General features: G+C 47.1%; 25 protein-coding genes. 3 read left to right on the top strand and 22 right to left on the bottom strand.

What is annotated here, in order from left to right:
- Positions 1-27 precede the first annotated feature (27 nt).
- The 14 genes from D3D03_RS00600 to D3D03_RS00535 form a co-directional block, all read right to left on the bottom strand.
- Positions 28-642 (bottom strand): helix-hairpin-helix domain-containing protein, encoded by a 615-nt coding sequence (locus D3D03_RS00600; protein ID WP_119922455.1) that lies wholly within the window; start codon positions 640-642, stop codon positions 28-30.
- A gap of 193 nt (positions 643-835) precedes the next feature.
- Positions 836-1,564, bottom strand: coding sequence for a class I SAM-dependent DNA methyltransferase (locus tag D3D03_RS00595; protein ID WP_026833684.1), 729 nt, complete (start codon positions 1,562-1,564; stop codon positions 836-838).
- The gene (gene rsfS, locus D3D03_RS00590) at positions 1,564-1,911 is read right to left on the bottom strand and encodes a ribosome silencing factor (protein WP_014969755.1); all 348 of its coding nucleotides are present in this window, start codon (positions 1,909-1,911) and stop codon (positions 1,564-1,566) included. The genes D3D03_RS00595 and rsfS overlap by 1 nt, the downstream gene beginning before the upstream one ends.
- Positions 1,908-2,483: a bis(5'-nucleosyl)-tetraphosphatase (symmetrical) YqeK gene (gene yqeK / locus D3D03_RS00585; RefSeq protein ID WP_119922454.1), complete on the bottom strand. Its 576-nt coding sequence runs from the start codon at positions 2,481-2,483 to the stop codon at positions 1,908-1,910. Before yqeK ends, rsfS begins: the two co-directional genes overlap by 4 nt.
- Complete coding sequence (locus D3D03_RS00580) at positions 2,473-3,042, bottom strand: nicotinate-nucleotide adenylyltransferase (RefSeq protein WP_026833686.1); 570 nt, start codon at positions 3,040-3,042, stop codon at positions 2,473-2,475. Before D3D03_RS00580 ends, yqeK begins: the two co-directional genes overlap by 11 nt.
- A complete protein-coding gene (gene yhbY / locus D3D03_RS00575; protein ID WP_012369671.1) occupies positions 3,039-3,332 on the bottom strand; it encodes a ribosome assembly RNA-binding protein YhbY in 294 nt (97 codons plus the stop codon). The genes D3D03_RS00580 and yhbY overlap by 4 nt, the downstream gene beginning before the upstream one ends.
- Before the next feature lies 1 nt (position 3,333).
- Positions 3,334-4,119 carry a shikimate dehydrogenase gene (aroE, locus tag D3D03_RS00570; protein ID WP_026833687.1) on the bottom strand — a complete coding sequence of 262 codons (786 nt, stop codon included), beginning with the start codon at positions 4,117-4,119 and terminating at the stop codon, positions 3,334-3,336.
- Entirely contained in the window at positions 4,119-5,225 is a 1,107-nt protein-coding gene (yqeH, locus tag D3D03_RS00565; RefSeq protein ID WP_026829033.1) for a ribosome biogenesis GTPase YqeH, read from the bottom strand. Before yqeH ends, aroE begins: the two co-directional genes overlap by 1 nt.
- 141 nt (positions 5,226-5,366) lie before the next feature.
- Positions 5,367-5,951 carry a YqeG family HAD IIIA-type phosphatase gene (locus tag D3D03_RS00560; RefSeq protein ID WP_026833688.1) on the bottom strand — a complete coding sequence of 195 codons (585 nt, stop codon included), beginning with the start codon at positions 5,949-5,951 and terminating at the stop codon, positions 5,367-5,369.
- A gap of 151 nt (positions 5,952-6,102) precedes the next feature.
- A complete protein-coding gene (locus D3D03_RS00555) occupies positions 6,103-7,452 on the bottom strand; it encodes an ArsB/NhaD family transporter (RefSeq protein WP_119922453.1) in 1,350 nt (449 codons plus the stop codon).
- 59 nt (positions 7,453-7,511) lie between these two features.
- Positions 7,512-8,291: a phosphatidylserine decarboxylase gene (locus tag D3D03_RS00550; RefSeq protein ID WP_119922452.1), complete on the bottom strand. Its 780-nt coding sequence runs from the start codon at positions 8,289-8,291 to the stop codon at positions 7,512-7,514.
- On the bottom strand, positions 8,284-8,754 hold the full coding sequence (locus tag D3D03_RS00545; protein WP_233550606.1) for a thioredoxin family protein: 471 nt from the start codon (positions 8,752-8,754) through the stop codon (positions 8,284-8,286). Before D3D03_RS00545 ends, D3D03_RS00550 begins: the two co-directional genes overlap by 8 nt.
- 34 nt (positions 8,755-8,788) lie before the next feature.
- The gene (iadA, locus tag D3D03_RS00540; protein ID WP_119922451.1) at positions 8,789-9,922 is read right to left on the bottom strand and encodes a beta-aspartyl-peptidase; all 1,134 of its coding nucleotides are present in this window, start codon (positions 9,920-9,922) and stop codon (positions 8,789-8,791) included.
- Positions 9,923-9,986: 64 nt separating this feature from the next.
- Positions 9,987-10,181 carry a YjzD family protein gene (locus tag D3D03_RS00535; RefSeq protein ID WP_012369663.1) on the bottom strand — a complete coding sequence of 65 codons (195 nt, stop codon included), beginning with the start codon at positions 10,179-10,181 and terminating at the stop codon, positions 9,987-9,989.
- Between the two features lie 194 nt (positions 10,182-10,375).
- Between D3D03_RS00535 and D3D03_RS00530 the strand changes: the two genes are divergently transcribed.
- Positions 10,376-11,185, top strand: a complete 810-nt coding sequence (locus tag D3D03_RS00530; RefSeq protein WP_026833693.1) for a Cof-type HAD-IIB family hydrolase — start codon at positions 10,376-10,378, stop codon at positions 11,183-11,185.
- 95 nt (positions 11,186-11,280) lie between these two features.
- Here the strand turns inward: D3D03_RS00530 and D3D03_RS00525 are convergent, their stop codons facing one another.
- The 7 genes from D3D03_RS00525 to D3D03_RS00495 all read right to left on the bottom strand — a co-directional run bounded on the left by D3D03_RS00525 (position 11,281) and on the right by D3D03_RS00495 (position 21,055).
- On the bottom strand, positions 11,281-12,132 hold the full coding sequence (locus D3D03_RS00525; RefSeq protein ID WP_026833694.1) for a YitT family protein: 852 nt from the start codon (positions 12,130-12,132) through the stop codon (positions 11,281-11,283).
- A 203-nt stretch (positions 12,133-12,335) separates the two neighbouring features.
- Positions 12,336-14,636 carry a glycoside hydrolase family 65 protein gene (locus tag D3D03_RS00520; protein WP_119922449.1) on the bottom strand — a complete coding sequence of 767 codons (2,301 nt, stop codon included), beginning with the start codon at positions 14,634-14,636 and terminating at the stop codon, positions 12,336-12,338.
- 242 nt (positions 14,637-14,878) lie between these two features.
- Positions 14,879-15,907 carry a LacI family DNA-binding transcriptional regulator gene (locus D3D03_RS00515; protein WP_026833696.1) on the bottom strand — a complete coding sequence of 343 codons (1,029 nt, stop codon included), beginning with the start codon at positions 15,905-15,907 and terminating at the stop codon, positions 14,879-14,881.
- A 34-nt stretch (positions 15,908-15,941) separates the two neighbouring features.
- Complete coding sequence (locus D3D03_RS00510) at positions 15,942-17,471, bottom strand: alpha-amylase family glycosyl hydrolase (protein WP_119922448.1); 1,530 nt, start codon at positions 17,469-17,471, stop codon at positions 15,942-15,944.
- A gap of 23 nt (positions 17,472-17,494) precedes the next feature.
- Positions 17,495-18,328: a sugar ABC transporter permease gene (locus D3D03_RS00505; protein ID WP_012369657.1), complete on the bottom strand. Its 834-nt coding sequence runs from the start codon at positions 18,326-18,328 to the stop codon at positions 17,495-17,497.
- On the bottom strand, positions 18,328-19,680 hold the full coding sequence (locus tag D3D03_RS00500; protein ID WP_026833698.1) for a carbohydrate ABC transporter permease: 1,353 nt from the start codon (positions 19,678-19,680) through the stop codon (positions 18,328-18,330). The genes D3D03_RS00505 and D3D03_RS00500 overlap by 1 nt, the downstream gene beginning before the upstream one ends.
- 115 nt (positions 19,681-19,795) lie before the next feature.
- A complete protein-coding gene (locus tag D3D03_RS00495) occupies positions 19,796-21,055 on the bottom strand; it encodes an extracellular solute-binding protein (protein ID WP_233550656.1) in 1,260 nt (419 codons plus the stop codon).
- 457 nt (positions 21,056-21,512) lie between these two features.
- On the opposite strand from D3D03_RS00495, the gene D3D03_RS00490 reads away from it, so the two are divergent.
- Both D3D03_RS00490 and D3D03_RS00485 read left to right on the top strand, forming a co-directional pair.
- Positions 21,513-23,300, top strand: a complete 1,788-nt coding sequence (locus D3D03_RS00490; protein ID WP_119922446.1) for a glycoside hydrolase family 13 protein — start codon at positions 21,513-21,515, stop codon at positions 23,298-23,300.
- 117 nt (positions 23,301-23,417) lie between these two features.
- The gene (locus D3D03_RS00485) at positions 23,418-24,569 is read left to right on the top strand and encodes a cation:proton antiporter (RefSeq protein ID WP_026833701.1); all 1,152 of its coding nucleotides are present in this window, start codon (positions 23,418-23,420) and stop codon (positions 24,567-24,569) included.
- A gap of 70 nt (positions 24,570-24,639) precedes the next feature.
- On the opposite strand, the gene D3D03_RS00480 is transcribed toward D3D03_RS00485, so the two are convergent.
- Positions 24,640-25,413, bottom strand: coding sequence for an enoyl-CoA hydratase/isomerase family protein (locus D3D03_RS00480; protein ID WP_119922445.1), 774 nt, complete (start codon positions 25,411-25,413; stop codon positions 24,640-24,642).
- Positions 25,414-25,484: the final 71 nt, after the last annotated feature.

Raw genomic sequence — 25,484 nt, 5'->3', positions numbered from 1 at the left:
TCATAAAAAACAAGGGAAATAAGGGCATCAGTAGACGATTAAGTATGCTTTTAGATTTTCAAGCGTCTTTGGTCCAAACCCTTTGACGTCTCCTAAATGATCGTACGTCGCAAATCCACCTTTTTCTTCCCGGTACTGGATGATCGCACTCGCTTTGGCGGGACCAATGCCCGGCACTTCCAACAATTGTTCTTCCGTTGCGGCATTCAAATCGAGCAGTCCTTTTGGAATCTCCGCCTGATCGACCGGACCCGCGGATTTCTTTTTAACACGGTCCTGTTTTTTTGTCGGAACGACCACTTCTTGCCCATCAATTAAACGTGCTGCGAGATTGAGTTGGTTTACATCCGCTGCCGGAGTCACTTGCGCCCGCTTGACGGCATCCTGGACGCGGTCTCCCAACCGAAAACTGTAGGGACCCGGACGTTTGACCGCTCCTTTGATGTCGACCATGATTTTTTTTGCACGGAGTAGGTTGCTGGTGGACGGATCTTCCGCCTGTGCTTCCTGCTCTTGTTTGACGATGGCTGGTTTTTCAACTAGTGCCTCATTCGAACAGGAAGGCAACGGAACAAACAGTACAACCAGGAGCAAGAGTACAACGGCCAAAGTGGCGAATTGCTGTAAGCGTGGAATCGTCATCAATATTCCTCCCGTCCACCCGACTGTATCAAGTTCTCCACTTCTGTCACCTCTGCCCAAACTTCTCGTTTCCTGCTTCGGTTCTCGGCTGTCCCGCTGTTCCTTTTCCGTTTATCAGACGTTTCGCGACAGTACTCTCGTTTAAGACAAAAAAAACCATCGACCGGAGAGCGGTCGATGGTTTCCAAACGGCTTATAATTTTTCGGCGACAAAAAAGATCCGTTCCGCTGTTTCCGTCGGAGCATCTGTCGTAAAGTCACCTGTCACCGAGCGCACCCGGAAACCGGCTTCACGTAACCACGTGATGTATTGTTCCGGTGGATACGTCCGTTGATAGTGAGTCTCGTCGACCCGATCGTACCGTCCGTCCTCATCTTCGATAAAGAAGGTTAATTCGTGAACGACCGATAACGGTGCTTCACCAGGATCCGCGAACCAAATATACGAACTCTGTTCCGCATGAGTGGCGTACGTCTTGCCGTTAAACAACGTTTCCATCTTGTACGGCGAATGTACGTCGAACAACAACTTCCCGCCGTCTGTCAGAAGACGGGCCGCACTGTCAAACGTCTGCTTGACGTCGGCTTCGGTTTGCAAGTAATTTAATGAATCACACAAAATCGTGATTGCATCAACAGGTTCCGGTAATTCGAGTTCCCGCATGTCCTGTACCCAAAACGAAACGTGACGGTCTGTTTCCATCGCCTTTTCTTGGGCGATTTCAAGCATTTCTTCCGACAAATCGACGCCGGTGACATTGTAGTGGTCGGCAAGCAACAAGGTTGCTGTTCCTGTGCCGCAACCGATATCCGCAATCTTTTTACCGGGCTCCACCTGTTCGAGCACCCAAGCGACCCACTCGGGGTAAGGGACATCCTGCATCAGTTCGTCATAGACATACGCAAACTGTTCGTACGCCATTAGTCGATCTCGACTTCTACTTTAGGTGCGTCTGCCCATAATTTCTCAAGGTTGTAGTAGTCACGGTCATCGCGGTGGAAGACGTGGACGACGACATTCTCAAGGTCAGCGAGGACCCAACGTGCCGCATCCATTCCTTCTAATCGTTTGATCGGCAATTCGTTTTTATGGGCGACTTCTTTCACTTCACGCGCGATGGCCTGAACTTGTTTCTCCGAGTTTCCTTCGCAAATGACGAAGTAATCTGCGATTGGTGAAATCTTCGACATGTCGAGTACGACAATGTCCTCGGCACGTTTATCATCAATTGCATTTACGATTAATTTTAATTCTTGTTCGACTGTCATAGGACGGTCCCCTTTCGTTTTTCCGTGATGAACGCATTGTATGTCTCGATCGTCAGCGGAAAAATCACTGTTTGTTTTTTACATAAAAATGTGATCGTCTGTCCAAGTGTCGCGATGACGGCTTGTGTGAGATCTTCTTGCGCAATCTGTCGAAGCTGATCCACACCGGGATACTGGCGATTCGGTTCAATCGCATCCGCCACAAAAATGATTTGATCGAGCAGAGGCATGCCGGGTGCACCGGTCGTATGGTTCGCGATCGCTTGGTAAATCTCGACGTCCTCGACGCCAAGCTCCCGCTTGACGAGTTCAGCCCCAACAGGCGCGTGCAACAATTCGTCCTCATACTCAAGCAAATGATTCAAACCAAGTTCCACTGCAATCGTCTGCATCTCGGATACATTCCGATATTTGGCATAGTCATGCAGCATCGCTGCCAAGGCAACCTTGTCTTCTTGTACCCCGTATCGCCGGGCCAATTGAACAGCTGTCTCGACGACTCCGAGCGTATGGATGTAACGTTTCGTAGGTAATGTTTCCTCAATGATTCGTTTCGCTTCTTCAAGTCGCATAGAGTTTCCACTCCTCGATTAAATGTCGGACCGGTTCCGGTACGAGATAACGGATACTGCGGCCTCTCGCCACGCGTTGACGGATATCCGTCGAAGAGACTTCAAGCAACGGCATATCGACTGCCGTGACTTGCGCTCCCTCCGGAATCAGATAGCGGCTCCCCGGTCGTGCGACGGCACCGAACCGGACTTCTTGATACAAGTCGTCCGCCCGATACCACGTCCCTAGACTCACGAGCGAATCCGCACCAATCAGAAAAAAGAAGTCATGTTCGGGATACCGGCCTTTCAGTTCACGAATCGTATCATACGTGTACGATTTCGTTTCCCGTTCAAACTCGATATCCGAGACGGAGAAGGCTTCATTACACTGGATCGCCGCTTCAACAAGCTGAAGCCGCTTGTCGGCGCTTGTTCCCGTCGATTGTTTATGGGGTGGAAGCTTAGCCGGTAAAAACCAGACCGCATCCAACTGGAGTTGTTCTTTCGCTTGTTCGGCAATCAACAGATGACCGATATGCGGCGGATCAAACGTTCCACCCATCAACCCAATCTTCATCGTGGTAATTGAAGTGTCTTATTCTCTTTCGATTCCTTGTAGAGAACGATGACTTTCCCGATGACTTGAACCAGTTCTGCGTTCGTTCCGTCAACGAGTTCAGCCGCGACATCTTTTGGTGCATCGGCACAGTTTTGTAACACTTGAACTTTCAAGAGTTCACGTTTTTCGAGCGCGTCCATCAAGTCCGCACACATCGCTTCCCCTACACCATTTTTTCCGACTTGGAAAATCGGGCTTAAATCGTGAGCCGTCGCGCGTAAATAACGTTTTTGTTTACCTGTTAACATATTATAATTCCTCCAATTGCTTTCTAATCACCTGTTCGCCGAGAGCGATGTCAGGTTTATGACCGGTGAAACGTTCAAACGCTTCAGCCGCTTGTAATACAAACATCAAGACACCATCTAATGTATCAAGTCCGCTTGCGGTAGCTTCACGCAACAGACGGGTCGGAGTCGGTCGATAAATAATATCACAAATCAAGGCCGTCGTCGCTGTCAGATCAATGGGTGTTTCGTCGATCTTCGGAGCCATCCCGACCGAAGTCGTATTGATGATGACGTCATACGGCGTCAAATCGATTGTCCGTGACCACGCAACGGCATGTTGTCCGAATTCGTCTGCGACACGCTCAGCCGTTTGATTCGTTCGATTCATAATTGTGACGTGACCTGGCAGCATCGGAATGATGCCCCGTGCTGCGCCGCCGGCACCAATCACCAGAGTGCGTTCCGCACTGATCCGTGATGCGAGCGCGCGGGCAAATCCGGTTCCATCCGTATTCGCCCCGACAAGATCATCCCCGTCCCAATAGACGGTATTGACGGCTCCTGCACGGGCGGCTGCCGGCTCGAGACGATCGAGAAACGGAATGATGGCTGATTTATACGGAATCGTCACGTTAATCCCGTCCAATTGACGGGTTCGTAATTGCAGGACGAGCGACTCTAACTCTTCTGTTTCAACATCTACCATGGTATAACAGCCGAAAAGCCCAGCCGCTTTCAGCCATGTTTCGTGCAACATGGGTGAAAGTGAATGGGCAATCGGATGACCGATGACAGCAAAATGCATCAGACGAGCGCCTCACGTAACGAGACGGCCACACCTTTTGGTGCGTAGGCAGCAACTCGTCCGCCTTTTCCGTGAACAGCGACCCAGCCCAGTCCGCTGAAGACGATATCTGTCTTCATGTTATCGCGCAGACTGAACTCGTGTCGAACGAGTGGCGGAAGCATCTCAAGCGTTTTCTCATTCGGAGGCGACAACAGCTCTCCGTTATGGTTCGCGTACAGATCATCTGCCTTATCAAGCTTCGTCCGGTGTACTTTCAAATCATTCGACATGTAGATGACGAACGATCGTTTGTTGCCTTCCATGTAGTCAAGACGTGCCAGACCACCGAAGAACAACGTTTGTTGCGGATGGATTTGGAAAACTTGCGGCTTGATTTCTTTTTTCGGTGTAATCAGCTTCAAATCCCGTGCATCCACGTAGTGTGCCATTTGATGATGATTGATGATTCCCGGTGTGTCGTACAGGTTACAGTTGTCGTCAAGCGGGATATCGATCAAATCAAGCGTTGTTCCCGGGAAGTGACTGACTGTGATGACAGCTTCCTCTTCTTCTCCGAAACGCTTGATGACCTGATTGATCAATGTCGATTTCCCGACATTCGTACAGCCGACGACATACACGTCGCGTCCTTTACGGTAGTAATCAATCTTTTCTGCAAGTTCATCGACTCCGTGCCCTTTTTTCGCACTGATCAGATGCACATCGACCGGGCGTAACCCCAACTCTTTTGATGTTTGACGCATCCAGTTCATCAGACGGTTCGGATTGAGTGATTTCGGTAATAAATCTGCTTTATTTCCGACAAGCAAAACATCATTTTTCCCGACAAAACGGTGTAATCCCGGTAACCAACTTCCGTTAAAATCAAAGATATCAACGATTTTGACGACAAGTGCATCTTTTTGACCGATTCCATCTAAGATTTTGACAAAATCATCGTCCGTTAATGCGACGTCTTGAATTTGGTTGTAATGCTTGAGTTTAAAACAACGTTGGCAGATGACCATTTCACGATCAAGTGCGGATTTAGGCGCATAACCGGGTGCTTTCGGATCCTCTGTTTGGATCGCGACACCACAGCCTGCGCAATTGATTTCTTCCATGTGTGTGTTGAGCCGCATCGGGAACTTTCCCTTCTCTATTCAACGTAGCGCCCTGCTCGCTACTCCAAGAGCGTAACTTCCGACCTTTTGCCGTACATGTTGCGACTGCTGCCTATCCTTTCATCTACCGGTATGACAGGGTCATTGTTGCTTATCTTGACGAAGCGTCTCGATGGGATGTTTCAACGCTGCCGGATCCTCTTTGACGCGTTGCGTCAATTTGTAGATCCCTTTACGTTTCATCCGCCGGAAAATCACGCGTTCCATCAAGCGATTAAATTTTGTGACGACACCGTCTGTCTTGACGACGGGTTGAACGTGAATCACTTCGATACCTACTGAATTTGCCCCGAGTACATCGGTAAACAACTGGTCTCCGAGGAACACGACTTCCTTCGCATGGTACCCGAATTCTGTCAGTGCCCGTTTAAAACCAATCGGTAACGGTTTACGTGCCGGTGCAATGTAATGCAGGCCAAGCGGATCCGCAAATTTCTTGACTCGATCGCCGTTATTATTCGAGACGATGATGACGTCAAATCCATATTGATTATTGACCATATCGAGCCATGACACCAATTCGTCTGGAGCATCGGCAATATTCCAAGCGACAAGTGTATTATCAAGATCCGTCAAAATTGCTTTGACACCGTTTCGTTTTAACATCTCTAAGTCGATATCATAAATCGAAGCCACAAAATGTTTTGGATAAAGTCGTTTAAACAAGAATAAAACCTCCAGATAATGGTCTAGCTCTATAGTTAAGTTTAAGAAACAGTTATGTTCTTATCGTTCGATTATAGCACAATCAATTTGATTGAGCGATGACCAAACGAAAACGGAAGATTGGATACATCTTCCGTCCGTTCATCCGCCTTCAATAATAGCGGATCCATAAATACAGTTGCGACAAAATGAGTGTCACGATCGTAATCGGGGCCCCGTATAACAAGAAACGCCCGTACGTGAACTTCTCCCCTTGCCGGGTTGCAAGGCCTGCCACAATCACATTGGCGGATGCGCCGATCAACGTCCCGTTTCCGCCAAGACAGGCTCCGAGTGAAAGCGACCACCATAAGACGTCGACTTGCGGGCTGTCCGGTGATAGACCGATACCTGTCGCGACATCGTTGATGAGTGGAATCATCGTCGCGACGAACGGGATGTTGTCAATCGTCGCACTTGCGATACCGGATAACCAAAGAACCGCCGTCGCCGTCGTTTCGATATCTCCCCCGGTCAACGTGATTGTCTGCTCTGCCAGATAACGAATGATGCCGACTTCTTGAATTCCACCGACCAAGATGAACAGTCCCGCAAAGAAAAAGATCGTTGTCCATTCGATTCGGGCAAACACTTCCTCTAGCTGGTGATTGTTTTCAATCGTCAATAACATCAAAACCGTGGCACCGAGCATCGCGATGGCCGGTGCCTCGAGTTGAATCCCGATCTGGCTCAGTAGCGGATGTAAAATGAATAAGGCAATGGTACTGATCAGCACGATACTGCTCCGAAGAACAAGTTTACGGCTGATGATATAACTGTTTTCGTCAATTTCCATCAATTTCTGTTGATTTTCCGGTTCGACATGCAACTGTTTCCGGAACAAAAAGTACAAAATCCCAATCGTCACGACTGTGATCAAGACGATGATGGGAGCGAGATTCCACAAGAACGCGTTAAACGTCAAATGCGGATTCGCAGCTCCAATCATGATGTTCGGCGGATCTCCGATTAAGGTTGCCGTCCCGCCGATGTTGGCAAACAGAACTTCCGCCAAGAGAAACGGAAACGGTTTGATTTTTAAGACTTTCGTAATCGAAAACGTAATCGGGACAATCAGCAACACTGTCGTGACGTTGTCCAAGAAAGCCGACCCGAAAGCCGTCAAACAAGAGAGTAAAATCAAAATTTTGATGGGATCGCCCTTTGTCCGTTTCGCCGCACGAATTGCGATATATTCAAATAAGCCCGATTGGTTCGCGATTGTCACGAGGATCATCATCCCGATTAACAGCACGATGGTTCCCCACTCCACATATTCAAATAACGCAGATTCGAGTTCCACGATCCCTAACATGATCATCGCCAGTGCTCCTAATAAAGCGACGATGGCACGACTGATTTTCTCGCTGATGATGAACGCATACGTTACTAAGAAAATGAATAACGCACCATACACTTGAAGCGATGAGTTCGCCATTTCTGTAAACATCAAAATCTGCATGACAGATTCCTCCTAAGCATGACGGGACGCTCCCTTGATACTTAGAGAGCGTCCCGCATTCATGAATTCCAAGTACCGATTCGTTGTCCCATCAAGACCGGACCTTTAATGTCGTCCATTAATGTGACAGCGTCTTTCGGACAAATCAAGACGACGGTCGAACCGAATGAGAAATACCCAAACTCATCACCACGTTTGACTTCCCGTTGTTGATTCGTTTGGACAATCGTGTTGACGTTTAATGCGCCGACCATGACATGCTCCAGTGCATGGTCTCCTTGCGTGATCCGTGTGACGCGTCGGTAGTTGCGTGTCAACGGACGTTTTCCATATTCGAGACCAAGTTCGTTGACGGGAGCCGAATCGCGCCCGAGCGTATAACTTGTCCGAACGGTTCCGTCAATCGGAACATGGACCCGATGATAGTTTTGCGGGCTCAAATAAAAGATTAGGACACGCCCACCGATATAATTTTGTGCTTCATGGTGAGAACCAAGCAGTTCTGCGACCGAATAGGCTTGTCCCTTGACGGTAAACTGGCTGTCTTCCGTCAAGTCCTCGACGACGGACAACACACCGTCACACGGACTGACGACAGCCTGTGCAGACGGATCGACCGGGCGCACTTCTTCTTTTAAATGCCGGACGAACAAATCATGTAACGTCTTGTACGAAGCAAGCGGCTGTTCCGCCTCTTGCATCTGGATGTCGTACATATTGACGAACGGTTGGATCAACGGACGACTCGCCGGACTCATCGCAAACCGTCGCAGTTGTTTCGCGACTGCCGGATGCCCGTTTAATTCGAACAATTGGGTGAAAAACCATTTTTTAATCATTTAAATCACCAGACGACTCTTCTTCTGAATTTTTAACGTCTTTCCCCGCAAAAAATTCCTTATAGGCTTCCTCGGTCTGTTCTCCTGAAACACGGCTGACTTCTTTTCCGTCCTTAAAGTGAACGACGGTCGGAGTTCCTTCGATTGCGAATGTATCCCATGCCGACTGCTCGACCGCAAGATCAATCTGTTCGAATGGAATGTCTTGTTTCTCTCCGAGCGGCACTAAGTAAGGTTTTACTTTCTCACAGTGCACGCATCCGGTTTGGTAGAAATACGTATAAAATTCATCGCCCGATTTCAACTTATCGGATACTTGGCTTGCACTTAAATTTCCGTTCTTGGATGCTGAATCTTCTCGATCCGCGAACAGTAACATCGTTGCTCCCACCAAGACGATCAGCGCAATCACACCTGCTGTGATCCAGTTGGCTTTTGATTGCGGTTTTTTTGTCGGTTTCACACGATTAGACTTCTTTGACACATTGATCCCTCCGTCATTCTGGCGACAGCCATTTTTTCTGAATCATTATAGCACGCCCATTCGCAAGAATCGTATCGATTTGCAAAGCGTCATCAATCAGTAACAGATCCGCCCGCTCCCCAAGAAGAATACGTCCTGCGGAGAAGCCATAAGCATCTGCGACATTACAAGTGACCGTCTGCATCGCCTGCTCGAATGAAACACCGTATTGAACAGCGTCCCGAACCGCTTCGAGCATCGACTCGGGTCGTCCGGTCTCTAATCGAAGCAGTTTGCCGGCGTCATCGAATGCCGGTAAACTGGCTCCCGCATCACTCGACATCGTAATCTGCTCTAACGGGATACCTGCCTCAAGCGCACGTTTTAGGGCGAGTCCCGCCGGCACTTCGCCTTCTTCGATGAAAGCATCGGTCGTGCAGGTCGTAAAATCGATTCGCCCGCCCTGTCTGGCCCACTTTAAACCGGCTTCAAAAATCCGTTCGCTGCGATTGATGTGGGTCGGCAAAAATTGGGTGATCGGAATATCGGTCGTCTCCACCACTTCTTCAAGCAAGCGGAGAGCCTGTTTGCCGTCCCCGATATGGACATTCATCGTTCCCGTGACCCCCTTTAACAAACCGGCCATCCGGGCTTCTGACGCGAGACGGGCCAATTCCTGAACGGTCGGTTGTGTCGAACGATGGTCGTTGATTGCGATTTCACCGATGCCGATGACTTCATTGATCAGCAAGATGTCCCGGGCAATCGAGTCGGTGATCGAAACCGGCGGGACGGCATAACTGCCGGACAATAAAAAAGACTGGATTCCGGAACTCGTGTATCCCCGGAGATGTGCCAACAAATCAATTCCTGTCCGGGTCCAGCCGTCCGTCCCAAGCAGACCCACGACGGTCGTCACGCCTCCCGTTAAGAAGTCCGTTGCCAAAAGAGGAGCCGTCCGCGTCAAAAATCCGCCTTCGCCCCCGCCGCCAATCGGATGCACATGTCCGTCCACTAATCCCGGAACCAACTGCTTTCCTGCGCCGTCAATCGTTTGTGTAATCAACCGGTCATCGACGGAATACGAACCAATCGCCAGAATCTTTCCTCCACCAACCAGTACATCCGTCGATTCCCCTGCCAGCCGTACCTCTTTCAGTAAAATCATGGAATACCTCCCAAATGATAAAAAAGCGAGTCTATCGTCCGAATGACGATATCTCGCTTTTAACTTATTCTGCCTTTGTCCCTTGACCAAGACCAAGATCTTCATTGACTGCATCAAGTGCGAAGACGACAAGTGAAGTCACGACTGACATAGCTGTCGCGAATCCGAAGTTATACGTGACTGCATCGACCGCTGATACGATGAACACGGCTGTGTTCACGAGTAAAAACGACCAGAAGAATGTAACGAGAAAACGCATTCTTCCCCCTCCATTTCTTAGCTTACTTTTTTATGTCCTACGTTTCGTAGTATATCATTTTTTGAAGCAACAGACAGCTTTTCTCCAATTTTTTTAAACGCTTTCTCGATTCTAAAACACAGGCAATTCTAGATATTTTTTCCGTCGGATATGCTACAGTAAGCGTAATGAATCAAGAGTGGAGTGGGTTATTCATGCAACGTCATTTGATCGCCGTCGACTTGGACGGCACTTTACTTCGTGACGACAAGACAATCAGTCAAGCAAACGTAGCAGCGTTACGGAAGGCACGAGAAAACGGACACGAGGTCGTCATCGCAACCGGGCGTCCGTTCCGACATGCAAAACGGTATTACGATGAACTCGGACTAACGACACCGATCGTCAACTTTAACGGTGGACTCGTTCATCATCCGCACGATCCACATTTCGAAGTCAGCCATCATCCGATTCCGTTAAAGACCGTGCAGCACATATTGGAATCAATCTCTGATACTAAAACACAAAACATCGTCTGCGAAGTGACGGATCATGTTTACTTCCAACGGGATCCGGTCGGAATTTATGAATTTTACACGGATCATGCTTTATCGGTGACGACAGGCGATTTACGGAAAGTATTACAACACGAGCCGACGTCGTTACTGATTCATGCGAAAGGCGAACATGTCCAGGACATTCGCTCGGAGCTGTCGAGCATCCATGCTGAGACCGTGTTGAACCGGCAGTGGATCAAACCGGAATACATGGTGGAAGTCATGCGGAAAGGAACGAGCAAAGCTGTTGGTCTGCAACAGATTTCGCGCCATCTCAATATCCATCAAAAACAGATTGTCGCTTTTGGTGATGAAGAAAACGATTTGGAAATGCTTGATTATGTCGGTCATGGTGTTGCAATGGGCAACGCGATTGGTCCCCTTAAACTGGTTGCCAATGGCACGACCAAGACGAATCAAGAAGACGGAATTGCTTACTACCTGAAACATGTCCTCGGACTGATTTAATGCCCCATATAAAAAGAAGCCGCTTTCCCGTCGTATGGACGAGAGAGCGGCTTCTTTTTATATGTAACCAGCATGAGCATTTCTTCAGAAACCGTTTATCCTTTTCGGAAATATCCGACGACCGAGTCTGTCGCAACGACATTGATGAAGACCGTTTCGTCGGCGTCCCGGCAAATCCGTTCGACGTCCCGCAACTCATGTCGTTCGATGACCATCATCAACGTCGATTTCTCGGCCCGTGAGTAGGTTCCGATCGCCGGCATCTGCGTAATACCGCGAATGATATGTTGATGCAATGCCGTCGTGATATCATCGGCATGATTCGTGATGATGAAAATCGTCAGGCGTTGATTGCTCGTGTGGATTTCATCGACGACTTTTGAGGTGACATAGATGAAGACAATCGTATACAGTGCAGTTGACCAACCAAACAAGGCACCGGCCAAGATGGCGATCAAGAAGTTCAAGACAAACAAGTACAATCCGACACTTCGATCGGAGAAACGTGCAAAAATCAAGGCAACGATATCAAAACCACCCGTCGACGCCCCGAATTTAATCGTGATGCCGGTACCGATCGCAAGCAACACACCACCAAACACGGCGTTGAGTGTCTGATCACCCGGGATGACAGCATATTGTGGAATCAGTCCAATAAAAATCGTTGTCGCCAAAACGGAAATCAATGTAATGATGGTAAAACTGCGTCCTAACATAATCCATGCCAGAACGATCAATGGCAGGTTCAGCACTAAGAACCAGACGTTTTCACCAAAGGCAAACGCCGTTCCTTGTAACACCTGCGTCAAAATCTGGGCTAGTCCTGTAAATCCTGTTGAATACACACCACTTGGAATCAGGAACCAGTTCATCGCCAATGCGATGACGAACCCGCCAATCGAGGCGACAATTACTTTTAAGATACTTTCCTTTACAACCGCTGTCACACCTTGTTCTCCTCTCATTTGTAAACTATCTTGGAACACTTTAGCACATAACAAATGAGTCCGGATAGTCAAGATGACGAAAGAATTTCATTTCTTTTTTTGGTAACGCTCTCATTTTCAGAAGTTGAACACAACTCGACATTCGCGGGAATTTCCAAAAAAAATACCGGCCGGGACTGTGAGGTCTCCTGCCGGTATATGAATCAGACTGTCATCGAAGCTGGAATCGTCACTGCACCTTCTGCCGGCACTTCAACGGTTTCCCCATGGAGTTGCAACGTAAACGCTCCCCCTGTGTTCTGCTCGATGCAGACTTCATTTTGTTTGACGTGGACAAGGATATGATGCCCCCGCCATTGCATGCGGAATGAATAGCTTGTCCATCCTTTCGGTAACATCGGCTTGAAGGATAACGTCCCCTCCTCGACACGAAGTCCTGCGAAACCATGAACGATGGACATCCAAGATCCGACCATCGATGTAATGTGTAGACCATCTTCCGTATCGTTGTTGTAGTTATCAAGATCAAGACGTGCCGAGCGCTGATACAACTCCATCGCCTTCTCTTCATACCCGACTTCCGCCGCGATGATGGAATAGATACATGGTGAGAGCGATGATTCGTGGACCGTCCGCGGCTCATAGAAGTCAAAGTTATTTTTCTTCTGTTCGACCGAGAAGCGATCCGTCAAGAAGTACAGTCCTTGCAAGACATCGGCCTGTTTGATGAAGACAGAACGCAGGACGCGGTCCCACGACCAATTTTGATTTAACGGAAGGTGCTTCGGATCAAGATCTGCAACCATAATCTGTTCTTTGTCCATGAAGCCGTCTTGTTGCATGAAGACATCCGGAACCGTCTCGTCTTTTGGATAGTACATTTTTTGATCGATTTCTGCCCACTGTGCCAACTCTTCGTCCGATAAGGCCAGTTGATGCATCAATTCTTCCAGACGCGCCGGTTCTGCTTGTTCGAGATGACGGTAGACCGTCTGGGCATACTCAAGACACCAGGCTGCCATCAAGTTGGTGTACCAGTTGTTGTTAACGTTGTTTTCGTATTCGTTTGGTCCCGTCACACCGAGGATCATGTAAACATCCTTCTGTGGAACATAGTTGACACGACTTGCCCAGTAACGTGCGATTTCAACAAGCACTTCAAATCCGTACTGTCCAAGGTAAGATGTATCCCCTGTATAGTTCGTATAGTTATAAATCGCATGGGCAATCGCACCGTTCCGGTGAATTTCTTCATGGGTGATTTCCCACTCGTTATGACACTCTTCCCCGTTCATCGTCACCATCGGATACAGGGCACCCTTCATGCCGACATTCTTATCCGCATTTTCTTTTGCTTGCGGCAGTTGATTGTGACGGTATTTCAAAAGGTTCCACGCGACATCCGGCTTCGAAGTCGCCAGATAGAAGTTCAGGCAGTAGGCTTCTGTGTCCCAATAAGTCGCCCCGCCATATTTTTCTCCTGTGAATCCTTTTGGTCCGATGTTCAAGCGGGAGTCTTCCCCTGTGTACGTTTGGAACATGTGGAAAATATTGAAGCGAATGCCTTGTTGGGCTTCGATGTCGCCTTCAATCTTAACGTCAGCTTCTTCCCAATGCTTTAACCAGGCAGCTTGGTGTGCTGCAAGCGCTTCGTCAAATCCAATATCAAAGGCATCATTAACACGTTTCATCGATTGTGCCAACAAGTCTTCGATTTCATAATCACGATTCGTGACGAGCGCGACCAACTTTTCAGCTGTAACCGCCTCTCCCGCCGGCACCTGTTTCGTGAAACGGTTTGCTACGTACTGTAACGTACTTTCCAGCACTTCACATTTGGCCCCTTCGACATCTGTGATCATCGCTGCCGTAACGTGCCAATCCAGTTTTTTCGTTTTAGACGTGACATACGCAAATCGTTCCTCTACGCCGTGTTCGACCGGAAGCCAGAATTTTTCATCGTAGTTTGAGTCTTCGTTCTCGACATCCGCATCCAGATAGGATTCGATGATGATTTCGGCGTCAAAGTTAACAGGTGTAACGGTGTAACGGAGTCCAGCCAGTTCTTTATCGACGATTGAGAAAAAACGTGTCGCTTCAATCTTCGTTTCTTCGACACCATTTCTGATCAACATCGTCCGGGTGAGGACACCATGTTGCATATCAAGTTCACGTTTAAAATCTACGACTTCCCACTCGTTCAAATCAACGTTTTTTCCATTGATGGAAACACGAAGTCCCATGATGTTGACAGCGTTCAAGACTTTTGCGAAGTATTCCGGATAGCCGTTTTTCCACCAACCGACACGCGTCTTATCCGGATAGTAGACACCTGCGACATACATCCCCTGATGCGTATCACCCGAGTAATCCTCTTCAAAGTTTCCGCGCATTCCCATATGACCGTTTCCGATCGACGTCATCGATTCTGCCAGACGGTTATCTTCCGGGTGGAATCCTTGTTCCGTAATCTTCCATTCATTAATATCAAACAATCGTTTCATTTTAAGTCGCTCCTTTATTCTTAATCACCGGACGCACAAGCATCGTTTGTAAGCGTTTTATTATTCTCTACATTCTTTATTTTACACATAAAAACTACTAATGCAATCGTTTGCACGAAAATAAAATTCTTTTTCTGAATCCGCCTTCGTTTTGACTGCATCCATCTGCTGACTGTAATTTTCCGATAAAAAAAACACCACTCTCCGAACGGAAGGAGTGGTGTAACATCAATCGTCTCTGTTTATTTGGCGGGACCGCCGCATGACTGACGAACCACCAGATAATGAGGCACGATCACACGTTTTCCATATGGTGTCGCCTCTTCATTAATCTGTTCAATCAGACAGTTCGTCGCTTCAAAACCTAAGCCAAAGATATTGATTTCCACTGAAGTCAACGGTGGACTTGAAAATTCGGCAATGAATAAGTTGTTGAAACTGACGACGGCCATCTGGTCCGGCACACTGATTTCCATCTCATTTAATGTGCTCATGACACCAAGCGCCATCATGTCATCACTGACGACGACAGCGGTTGGCGGATGCTCAAGCGACATCAGCCGTTTGACCGCATCTGCTCCACCCGTCGTCATAAAGGGAGCACTGACGATATACGGTTCATGAATCGGGATACCTTCTTCCATCAACGCCGTCTTATAACCGCCGACACGTTCCTGCGTCACCGCAAGATCTTGCGCGCCTCCGACGAAAGCGATACATTCATGCCCGAGTTGATGTAAATATTTCGTGACTTCGCGTCCCGCGAGGTAATTGTCTGTGTCGACATACGTGACGTGTGACGAATCACTGAACGGTTTCCCGACCACAACGAACGGAAATTTAGAATCCTGCAAAAACTGAACGACTTTATCATCGGTCCGTGAATACAAGACGACGACACCATCGACGCGACGACCCTGAACCATCGAGACGACTCCTTCGTAGACCTCTTCTTCCGACACTCCTGTCGTCATATACAAGGAATAGCCGTTTTGATGCGCTTTCGTGCTGATTCCCCGGATCACTTCCGAAAAAAATGGATTCTGAAGCGTTTTCGTCGCCGCGCTTGGCATGACGAGTCCAATCGCCTGTGTTGTCCGATTCGCCAGACTCCGTGCGTGTACATTCGGATAGTACCCGAGTTCTTCCATCGCTTGACGGACACGTTCTTTCGTTTTTTGACTGATGCGTGGACTGTTGGCGATTACACGCGATACAGTCGATGGCGCAACATTTGCTTCCCTTGCGACATCCTTAATGGTTACTTGCATGCCTTTCACCTCATCATTTCCCTACAAATGTATTTTAGTGTGTTTCCTTCGACCGGTTGAGCCGTCTTCGATGCATAAATAAAATGATTAAGGCAAGAATCGGAGCAATTGATCCAATCGCAACGAGTGACATCCAATTCACTTGCGAGCGTTCAATCACATATCCGTTGGCACTATTTGCATCTAGCGTCACTTCATACGCGTCCCCGTCTTGTCGAACGACATCAGAAAAAAGTAATCCCCGCAACCGCTGATCGTCACCGATTTCTGATGCTTTGACCCGTAATGTCGTTTTCTTTTCCCCTAAGTTGATGGCATAGAGAACGGTTTGGTCTTTGACTTTCCGTTCGTAGACAGCCATATGATCCGTCTTGGCAACCATTCGCTGTTTCCCTGTCTCAAAAGCCGGATAGTCACTCCGCATCTTATTTAAGGTCTGGACATACTCCTGCATCTTGTCATTTTTCTCAAACTCCATCATCATCCGGTTTCCGGGATCATCGCCGCCCGGCATCGCCACTTCCGTCCCCTGATAGACGATCGGCATGCCTGGTGCTGCATAGAGTGCAAACAAGGCTAAACGCAATTGACGTTCTTCATCCTCGGTTCCGCCGATTTTGGCTTCCGTGATAAAACGCTTTAAATCATGATTGTCGACGAAGTTTGCTAAAGACATCGCTTTCGGGTTAAACGTAGTATCTCGATTATAAACTGAATCCAGTTCTTCCGCTGAACCATTTTTTCGAGTGAACTGATCTTTTATCCCATAATAAAATGGAAAGTTCGTGACCGAATCAAATCCTAATTTGGAATACGTCGCAATTTTCCGCGGATCTCCGTCAAAAACCTCTCCGAGTAAAAACAGATCCGGATGGTCTTGTTTGACGGCTGGAATGAACTTTTCCCAAAAAGCGGGTGGGACATGACGGACGGTATCGAGACGGTAACCGTCAATCCCCGTTTCATCGACCCAATATTTCGCGACATCAATTAAGTACTTGACGACTTCTTCGTTTTCCGTGTTGAAGTCCGGTAAATCAAACAGCCAGTTGTTCTCTACTTCCGCTTGGTTGTTCCAGTTCATGATGGTTTGTTCTTTATGGAACCAATCCGGTTTTTCCTCCACGAGCGGATGATTTGGACCGAGGTGATTGACGACCAGATCCAATACCACTTTGAGGTCGCGCTCATGCGCTTCCTTGACCAGCGTCTTGAATTCTTCTTTCGTGCCGAAATGTGGATCAATCTTGTAGTAATCCTCTGTCCAGTACCCATGGTAGCCGTTCGGTCGATTCTTAAAGACCGGTGTCAGCCAAATCGATGTGAATCCTTGATCTTTAATGTAGTCAAGCCGTTTGGTGACGCCCGCCAAATCCCCGCCTTGAAAGGCTTTTGGATCCTCTGGATTGGCTTCTAAATCGTTACTTGGGTCACCGTTTTCAAACCGGTCGACCATGATGAAGTACATCCGTTCTTTTTCCCACTCTGCTGCTTCACTTGTCTGCGGAAAAGTCCCGATAGACAAGAGAAGCGGCAAGAGGAGAAGCATCACGCCTCGTCTCATGCCGCTGATTCCCCCTTGATTGATTAACCTTTCGTTCCGCCTGCCGTCAATCCAGACACGAAGAAGCGCTGGAAAGCGAAGAACAGAAGAACGATTGGTACTGCTGATAATACGGCACCTGCCGCAAACAATGTGAAGTTATTATCGAATTGCTCTGAGACCATGTTGTAGAGTCCAACGGCTAACGTCTGTTTCTCCGGTGAACGGAGAACAAGTGAGGCCAAGATGAAATCGTTGAATGGTGCCATGAAGTTAAACAAGGCGATAACCGCGACCATTGGTTTAGCGAGTGGAAGAATGATCTGCCAGAAGATCCGAAGATGTCCTGCCCCATCCATCCGTGCCGCTTCATCTAGTTCCTTTGGTATTGTATCAAAATATCCTTTTGCAAGATACGTATTCATCGGAATCGCGCCACCTGCATACAGGAGAATCAACGCCAAATGCGTATCAAACAATTGCAACATGTTCAACAAGACGTAGATTGCGATGATGGCAACGAATTGTGGCACCATTTGCAATACGAGGAACAAGATCAGTGAATTTTTCCGGCCGACGAACCGGTACCGTGAAAAAATGTAACCCGTCAATGTAATCAATGCCACTGAGACAACCATCGTGATCACAGCGATTTTGATGGTGTTCAAGTACCACATGCCATAATCCGTTTGTGTCGCATCAAATAAGTCAAAGTAATGGATCAATGTCGGATTGCTTGGGAAGATATCAGACGTGATGCTTTTCCCCGGGTTTAGTGATGTCCCGACAACCCATAGCAGCGGATACACGATAATTATCGAGGCGATCGTCAAAATGAGGTATGACAACGCCATATTGATTCGGTTTTGTTTTCTCATTAGATCATATCCTCATCTTTGAATGATTTTGAACGTTTAAACTGAATGACGGCAATCGTCATGATAAAGAACGACAACACGAGCGTAATCGCGGCGGCAAAACCATATTGCGGATTCGAACCGAGCGACAGTTTGTAAATCCAGGAAATCAGGATATCCGTTCCGCCAGCCGATTGACCCGGAACAGCCGGTCCCCCGTTGTTAAAGAGATAGATGATGTTGAAGTTATTGAAGTTAAACGTATATTGCGTGATTAAGATCGGTGCTGTTGCAAACAAGATCATCGGTAACGTGATCAAGCGGAACTTCTCGCCCGACGTCGCACCGTCAATTGTTGCTGCTTCATATAGATCTTCCGGAATCGACTGCAAGATCCCTGTCGTCAATGTCATGATGTACGGGAATCCGAGCCACCACTGTATGCCGATCAAGGCGAGCTTCGTATACGTCGGATCCGTCATCCATTCGGCACCGCCGTCGATTCCGATTGCCGGTAGCAATGTCGTATTGAAAACACCAAACGTCTCATTAAACATCGAACGGAAAATCAAGATCGTGATGAATGCCGGTACTGCCCATGATAGGATCAAAATCGAACGGAAGAAACGTTTTCCTTTTAATCCTTTTTGATTCAACAGGACAGCAAGACCAATTCCAATCGCGATGACACCTGTTGTCGAAGCGACCGTCCAGACAAGTGTCCAACCTAAAACACTGACGAACGTGTCACGGAAGATGTCGACGGTAAAGATGTTCAAGAAGTTTTGAATCCCAATCCAGTCGACGAGTTTTGCCGGTGGTGAGTTATTGAACTTGTAGTTCGTAAACGCAATTAAAAATGTGAAAATCAACGGTAAAACAACTGTGAAGACGAGCAATACCAACGATGGAATCAACATCGCGTACGGGAATCCGTTGTCACGGAAGTTACGCAACTGCATTTTCAAAGATGGTACTTCTAATGCCATATCCCGCAGTTTACCGATTCGATACGCATCGATAAAGTTCCAGACGTAAATGGCGATACCAAACACAAGCAGAATCAACGCAATGATTCCCTCGACCATCAAGAAGATCGAGTGATCCCCCCTTACGCCTGCTACCTCACCGAGTGTAATCAATCCCCAGATCGCCCCGCGATCTCCCGGACCATTCCCAGCGCCTTTAAAAAACAGTTCAAAGTTGACTAAAAAATATGACAGGACGACGATGAAAAATGTCGCACCTTTTAAAAATTGTTTGTTATACAGTTGCCCCAATCCAGGAACGATCGACATCACCGCCGCAATCGTTCGGTGATTCGTTGTAGGCTCTGGTGACTTTGTCGGTTTAGGTGTAGCAATGGCAGCCATCGTCTGTTCTCCTTTCCAAAGGTCATGTCTGACCTCAGGCTTCTCTTCCAACCATAAAGATAAGGGGGAATCCAAGATCCCCCTTTCTTTAATTCTGTGTCATGCATTCAGTTGCTTACTGATTGTTTGCTTCGATTTGTTGCTTGATTTGTTTGACTGCATCGTCAGCTGATTTTTGTGCATCTTGTTTGTCTGTTGCAACGAGCTGAAGTGCTGCTGCCATTGGCTCCCAAACTTGACCCATCTCAGCGATGTTCGGCATTGGAACACCATCTTTAGATTGTGCGAAGACAGCTGCTGCGACTTCGTTGTCTTTGATTGTTGCATCTTCTTGAAGTGCTGTTACTGGTGGAATCTCGTTGTATTTTTCAAACATTGCTTTCGCATTCTCTTCGCCAGTCAGTGACGCGAGGAATTTCTCTGCCCACTCTGCGTTTTCCGAGTATGCTGAAACGGCATATGTCTTAACACCTACGAATGTTTTGATCGCTTCGCCGTTAGGAAGCTTTGGAAGAGCTGCTGCTCCTAAGTTGATGCCTTTTTCTTTGTAGCTTGCGACTGCCCATGGTCCGTTCATGACTGCGACTGCTTTCTTGTCGCCGAACAATTGGTCCATTGCTTGACCACCGCCACCGCCGATCAAACCTTTCGGGAAGAGACCCTCTTTGTACCATTTACCGATGTAATCCATTCCTTCGACAGCACCCTCGTTGTTGAGACCGATGTCTGCAGGATCAAGTTTTCCACCGTTATCTTTAAAGACATATCCACCGTATCCACCGATCGGACCGTGTGCGAAGTAGAAGTTATCCCAAAGTGCGAGGAAACCATATTTACCGTCTTTTTTCTGTTCTGTTGATACTTTATACAAATCATCCATTGAAGCCGGTGCTTCTTTTAACTCATCTTTGTTGAAAAGAAGAATTGGTGTTTCAACAGCTTTTGGATATCCGTAAACTTTTCCGTCAAATGTAACTGCTGATTTCGCTGTATCGATGAAAGGCTCAAGTGCTTTTTCGCCGTCTTTGAGTTCAGCAATCAACCCTTGGTCAACAACTGTTCCAATTTGGTCATGCGGAAGAAGGATGATATCCGGACCTTTACCAGCCGGGCCATCAAGAGCGACTTTCTTTTGTTGATCTGTCATTTTAACTTCTTTGACTTCAACTTTGACGCCTTCTTTTTCTTCGAACGCTTTAGCAGCGGCTTTTGTCGTCTCTGCTTTTTCTGTATCTTCCCAAATTACGATTTTATCCGGTTTGTTTCCGCCCTCTGAACTTGTGTCTGAAGAACCTGAATCCGTGCCGCCACCACATGCTGCAAGCGCACCGACTGCCATGACAGATACTGAAAGACCTGCTACTAATTTTTTGATTTCCATGATTGAAAATTCCTCCCCAAGTTAACTTACGAATGATAAGTTCTGATGCACAACGTTTGCATAAAGGCACAACCATTTTCCCGTGATAACAACCGAGCGGTTGTAAGCGTTTTATGAAAACGTTTGCATCACCTTTACATTTTTATTATACAATCTAAAATCCTTTTGACAAGTCCTTTTCTTCAAATATTTTCTTACATTTCAAAAAGATTTTAAAAAACTATTTTTAAAAATGGATTCGACCTCTTAATAAAATCATTTTAAAAAGAAAACGTTTACATTTAACTCTTTTGCACAAATAGGTGCAATCGATTGCACTGAAATAGATGCTAATGTTTGATTGTCTGGATTTTCTCGAATTCTCAATTGACTTTAAGAAAGCGCTTCACTATTCTTAGGTCGAGGACTATTACATTAGGATGCAAGCGATTGCACTAAGGGAGTGACCAAAATGCTGAAAGAAGCTGTTTTCCACCGCGCCATGTCTCCATTCGTCTACAAATACGACGAGAAAACCATCCATATCCGTCTCCAAACGAAAAAAAATGATGTTGATCACGTTGAACTCATCTGGGGAGACCCATATGACTGGCACACTGAAAATCCAGACGATGCTGACTGGAACTTTGATCCGTCCAAGGCCAACTACTGGAATACGTTTGAAACACCGATGAAACGAAGTGGTTCGGATGAACTGTATGACTATTGGTTCATCGATGTTGTCCCTCCTTTCCGTCGACTGCGCTACGGATTCCGTCTTCATGACGGGAGTTCGAGTCTCGTCTTTACCGAGCGTGGCTGGTTTGATGAAAAACCTTTGGATGATACAGGTTATTATTTCTGTGTACCTTACTTAAACAAAATTGATGTGTTCCATGCACCGAACTGGGTCCAAGATACAGTCTGGTATCAAATTTTCCCGGATCGTTTTGCCAACGGGGATTCTTCTAACGATCCTGCCGGAACACTACCTTGGAATAGTGCTGCACCTACGACAACCAATCTTTTCGGCGGTGATTTCCAAGGGGTGATCGATCAGATTGATTACCTGGTGGATCTAGGCATCACCGGTATCTACTTCTGTCCGATCTTTGAAGCCAAATCAAATCATAAATACGACACGATTGATTATCTTGAAATCGATCCCCAATTCGGGACCAAAGAAAAGTTCAAGGAAATGGTGGATCTGCTTCATGAAAAAGGTATCCGGATTATGCTTGATGCGGTCTTCAACCATGCCGGTTTCCACCACAAGGCGTTTGCTGACATTCGGGAACACGGAAGCAATTCTTCCTATAAAGATTGGTTCCACTTACGCAACTTCCCGCTCGTGACGGAACCGATGCCAAACTACGACACGTTCGCCTTTGTGCCGGAGATGCCGAAGTTCAACACGGAAAATCCGGAAGTAAAAGCCTACTTGTTGCATGTCGCCCGTTACTGGGTCGAGGAATTCGGTATTGACGGTTGGCGTCTCGATGTTGCGAACGAAGTGGATCATGCTTTTTGGCGTGATTTCCGGAACGTCGTCAAAGAAGTTAACCCGGATACGTACATTCTCGGGGAGATTTGGCACGATTCACAAGAATGGTTGCTCGGCGATCAGTTCGATGCAGTCATGAACTATCCGTTCACGAATGCAGCGTTGAACTTCTTTGCACTCGACAAAACATCAGCCTCTGCCTACGCAAACGAGATGTCACACGTCTTGTTCTCCAATACGATGAACGTCAACGAAGTGACGTTTAATCTGATTGGTTCACACGATACGCCACGGGCATTGACACGCGCCGGTCATGATAAAAATAAGATGCGGTTGCTATTGTTATCGATGTTGACGTTCTCGGGCAGTCCCGTCATTTACTACGGTGACGAGATTGGACTCGACGGCGATCAAGATCCAGGTTGCCGTAAATGTATGCCGTGGGATCCTGCTGAGCAGGACTTGAATCTGTTGATGTATACAAAACATTTGCTTCATTTGCGCAGCCGCCATAAAACGCTTGCCAATCAAGGACATATCTCATTTGTACATGCTGACGATGAAACCAACACCATCGTCATGCGACGCATCAGTCAAGATGGAACCTACTACGTCTACTTCAACAATTCGAATCGCCAAGTGACGATTGCCGCTCCACAAGCCGGGCAGGGAATGGATCTGTTCTCAAACACCCCTCTCCTTTCGTTGGATGTGACACTTGCACCATTTACAGGGACCATTGTTCAAGTCATTTAATTAATAACGGTATCTTTCGTGAGTCTGCGAAAGATACCGTTTTTATTATTTTGATGACATTCCCCTAATTCACTGATTTTTAGGGTAAAGAGGATAGAAAGGAGGGACAACTCTCTCATGGAACTATTTTTTTATGCTGGACTCGTTCTAATTGGTCTATTTGCTGTCAGTTACCTCAGCGAACGATTCCATCTTCCGAGTATTTTGGCCTTCATCTTGATCGGGATTGGACTCGGTTTTTCCTACGATCTTCCCGAAGAACTCAAACTCGGTGGAGAAGCCGGCATCATTGTCCTGTTTTTCTTGTTGGGCTTGAAGTTTTCCGTTGCCGATTTAATGATCCAGTTCCGCAATGTATGGAAAGCCGGTTTGATTGACTTGGTATTATCGTTTGGCGGCACCTTCCTGTTGACGTTGGCGTTCGGTTTTTCTGTCCCGGAAGCTTTCTTAATCGGTTGTGTCCTGTATGCTACGAGTTCTTCGATCTCAGCGCGCCTGCTCGATCGTGAACCGGACAAACATAAGGATGTAAATAAGTTCGTCTTGTCCTTGCTGATTTTTGAGGATTTGGCGGCACCGCTCTTGTTGACGACTGCTCCATTCGTTCTCGGCACACAAGAGTTCACTTTGATGAAAGTTGGGACAATTTTCATCGGATTTTTGTTCTTGTTTAGTGCATTGATTTTTCTGACGGTATTCATTCGTAAACAAAACAAGATTGTCGATTCCCTGTATCGGCATCCCGACGCCGGAATCGGGATCATCGGGTTGATTTTGACGTTTTCCGGGATTGGAATCATGTTTGGTTTATCAGAGGTACTGGGTGCTTTCATTGTCGGAATTTTGTTAACTGAAATAAAAGAGACCAGATACTTGAAACGTTTGGTAACACCGTTTCAAGATCTACTGTTGCCCTTATTCTTCATTTCGTTCGGGATGTCATTTGAACTGACGGAAGGATTACCACTCGATTGGTTTTTCTTTGCCCTTGTCGTTTGGGGATTACTTTCTAAATTCTTGGTTGGCTTTTTCGGTGGACGATCGTTTGGTCTTTCCAACTATCATGCGATTGAGTCAGGATTCTGTTTAGGACCCCGTGGAGAATTCTCGATTTTATTCATTACATTAGCGAGTGGCGCGTTCGCCACTTTAACAGGGCTGTATATCTTCGTATCAGCCTTCCTCGGGATCCTGTTATTCCGGATTTCCACTACACTAACCGACCGGACGCACGCAACCGCTCAAAAAATCAAACAAAAAATGCACTAACCTGCAACAGAAGGGACCTTTCGAATCGAAAGGTCCCTTCTGTCTGTACATATGCCTCTAAAACGTTACATTATCTCCCGACGAAAACGGGGGCTTTTTTCTCGATAAAGGCTTGAACGGCTTGCTGGTGATCCTCGGTTTTCCCGGCACGTGATTGATAGATGATTTCCTGTGCCAGCATATCGTCCAATGTCGACTCGGAACTCGCAGCCTGTAATTGTTTAATGTATCCGATGACTTTGGTTGGACGTTGTGACAGGAGTTCTGCAAATGCAGATACTTCCTGCTCAAATGATTCAGTTTCAACGACTTTTGTCACTAAATGATAGTCATGCGCTTGCTCTGCCGTAATCGTGTCCCCTAGTAACGCCAGTTCCAGTGCTTTGGCAGAACCAATCAATCTCGGCAGAAAATATGGTGCTCCTGCATCAGGTACTAAACCGATGTTGATGAACCCCAACGATAGTTTGGCATCTTTCCGGACAATCCGAAAATCACACGCCAGCGTCAAAGACAATCCCGCCCCCGCGGCGACACCGTTGATTGCGGCAACAGTCGGTTTGTTCGTTGTCGCAATTGCTCGGATAACCGGATGATAGTATTGCTTTAAATACTCCCCATGATCCATACCGGGTTGAACGGTTTTTAAATCTTGACCCGCACAAAAACCACGTCCTTCTCCGGTCAACACAATGACCCGAACCGCCTCATCTTGATTTGCTTCTTCCACTGCTTCCACTAATTCGGTTAACAGTGTAGATGTGAGTGCATTTAATCGTTCTGGGCGTGACAAAGTAATCGTTGCAACCTGCTCTTTTACCCGATAATCGACTTCGCGTTTCATCCTATTCCCCTCCCTTTCAAAAATGAACATTCATTCATTATGATGTATTCGTGATGTTTTATGAAAATCCT

The sequence above is a fragment of the Exiguobacterium sp. RIT452 genome (assembly GCF_003598705.1).
Lineage (GTDB): Bacteria > Bacillota > Bacilli > Exiguobacteriales > Exiguobacteriaceae > Exiguobacterium_A > Exiguobacterium_A undae.
Note: the sequence above shows the minus strand (reverse complement) of the source record. Positions and strands in the feature narration are given on the sequence as shown.